The organism is Rhodococcus sp. P3_B8, from assembly GCF_056402775.1.
Map to the genome: position 1 here is coordinate 1 of NZ_JBFUGT010000574.1, position 2,002 is coordinate 2,002.

Genomic DNA, 2,002 nt, shown 5'->3' on the forward strand with positions numbered 1-2,002 from the left:
GGTACCCACAGGCGCTCGGAGTACAGCACGGGCGAGGTGTTATCGGTGGGCGCGACTTCGGGCCGGGACGTTTGTGACACCCGACCAGGATAGTCGGTGTCTGAGAGTAGGCTCGGTGCACGTGAGCGACCTATCTCCCGGCCTTTCTCCCGCCGCGACCCCCGCCCTTCCGCCCGTCGCCCTTCAGCGGCTGGACCCCGACATTCCGGTACCGCAGCGTGCGCACGACGGCGACGCCGGTGTCGACCTGTGCAGCACCGTCGACGTGACCATCGAGCCGGGGCGCCGTGTCCTCGTCGGAACCGGCATCGCGATCGCGCTGCCCCTGGGCACGGTCGGGCTGATCCACCCCCGATCCGGGCTGGCCGCGAAGTCGGGTCTGTCGGTGGTCAACACCCCCGGCACCATCGATGCCGGGTACCGCGGCGAGATCAAGGTGTGCCTGATCAATCACGACCTCGAGACCCCGATCGAGATCCGCCGGGGCGACCGGATCGCCCAACTGCTCGTCCAGCGGGTCGAACTGGTGTCGTTCGTCGAGGTCCCGTCGCTCGACGGCACCACCCGCGGCAGTGACGGACATGGGTCGAGCGGAGGCCACGCGAGCCTCGTCGGCAATGCCAGTGAAGGAGCCTGATCATGTTCGGACGTCGTAAGAAGAAGGAAGCCGAGGACGACCGGCCCGGTTTCTTCGAGGACGCCGAGGCCGGCGACGCCGACGCGGATTACGAGGAGGCGGACTACGAGGACGACTACGACGCCGTGACCGAGGTGGACGGCGGTCCGTACGACGCCGACGACCTCGAGTCGGGCGCCGACCTCACCGTCGGTGAGGTGGGAACCCGCCTCGACCTCGGTTCGGTCCTCGTCCCGATGCCGCAGGGCGCCCAGTTGCAGGTCGAGATGGCGCCCGACGGTTCGCCGCAGGCCGTGCATCTCGTCACCCAGCAGGGGCGCATCACCGTGGCGGCGTATGCCGCCCCGAAGTCGCCGGGCCAGTGGCGGGAAGTCGCGGGCGACCTCGCCGAATCGCTGCGCAACGACAACGCGACGGTGAGCGTCGAGAGCGGACCGTGGGGACGCGAGGTCTTCGCCGTCACCCCGAACGCCGACCTGCGCTTCATCGGCGTCGACGGCTACCGGTGGATGGTGCGCTGCGTGGTCGCGGGACCGAGCGGTGGCAACACGGCCGACTCGGAGCTCGTCGCGACCGCCAGGGCGATCCTGCGCGACACGGTCGTGAAGCGGGGCAACGAACCGAACCCGGTGCGGACACCGCTGCCGGTGGTCCTGCCCGAGGCCCTCGCGCAGCAGCTGGCTGCCGCTCACCAGCAGCAGCTGGCGCAGCAGCAGGGTGCTGCTCCGCAGCAGCCCGCGCCGCAGCAGCCGGCTCCGGCGGGTCCGCAGGGCGAGCCGCAGGCGCCCCCCGCGGAGGCCCCGGCGCAGCCGCAGCAGCGTCGCGGCGAATCGGGTTCGGCGATGCAGCAACTCGGTCGCTGAATCCTGGTCCCGGAGATGTGGCGCTCAGGTCGTGTGCAGGACCGAATCGAGCGCATCGAGGCTGGCGTAGCCGAGAATCGCCGGGTCGGCGCCGATCTCGTCCAGCGTCACCGTGACGAGGCCCGCGTGCGGTAGTCGTTCGGACCACTCCCGGGCGACCTCGAGGGGATGCACGGCGTCGTCGGTGGCGGCGGCGATCCCCACCGGCACCGTGATGCGCTCGAGGTCGCCCGCGCCGGGGGCGTGGTACTCGGACGCCTCGTCCAGTGCGGCGGGAAGGTGCGGCCACTGCAATCGCCACGATTTCGCCAGTTCCCGGCCCAGCCACGGCGGGCTGGACGCGATCATCTCGGCGGTGACCTGTTCGAGGCCGTCGGCCCGCAGCCGGGCCGCGGTGTACCGGGCGCTGGCGGCGGCGGGAGCGTCCGCGGCGGTCCCGGTCCACGCGGGCAGCGCCGCGAGGATGCCGGCGACGTGATCCGGGTGTGATCCTGCCCACTGC

Annotated in this window: 3 protein-coding genes; 2 read left to right on the forward strand and 1 reads right to left on the reverse strand. The window is 71.5% G+C overall.

Annotated elements, in window-relative coordinates:
* The first annotated feature begins 115 nt into the window (after nucleotides 1-115).
* Both dut and AC1D1G_RS44690 read left to right on the forward strand, forming a co-directional pair.
* Nucleotides 116-637, forward strand: coding sequence for a dUTP diphosphatase (dut, locus tag AC1D1G_RS44685; protein WP_009480080.1), 522 nt, complete (start codon nucleotides 116-118; stop codon nucleotides 635-637).
* 2 nt (nucleotides 638-639) lie between these two features.
* The gene (locus AC1D1G_RS44690) at nucleotides 640-1,500 is read left to right on the forward strand and encodes a DUF3710 domain-containing protein (RefSeq protein ID WP_280783314.1); all 861 of its coding nucleotides are present in this window, start codon (nucleotides 640-642) and stop codon (nucleotides 1,498-1,500) included.
* A 24-nt stretch (nucleotides 1,501-1,524) separates the two neighbouring features.
* Here the strand turns inward: AC1D1G_RS44690 and AC1D1G_RS44695 are convergent.
* On the reverse strand, nucleotides 1,525-2,002 hold a 478-nt coding region (locus AC1D1G_RS44695), incomplete at its 5' end, for an alpha/beta fold hydrolase (RefSeq protein ID WP_477956885.1).

Excerpts from the sequence above, each read along its gene's own strand:
- AC1D1G_RS44690 (WP_280783314.1), top strand. The coding sequence starts at position 640 with ATGTTCGGACGTCGTAAGAAGAAGGAAGCCGAGGACGACCGGCCCGGT.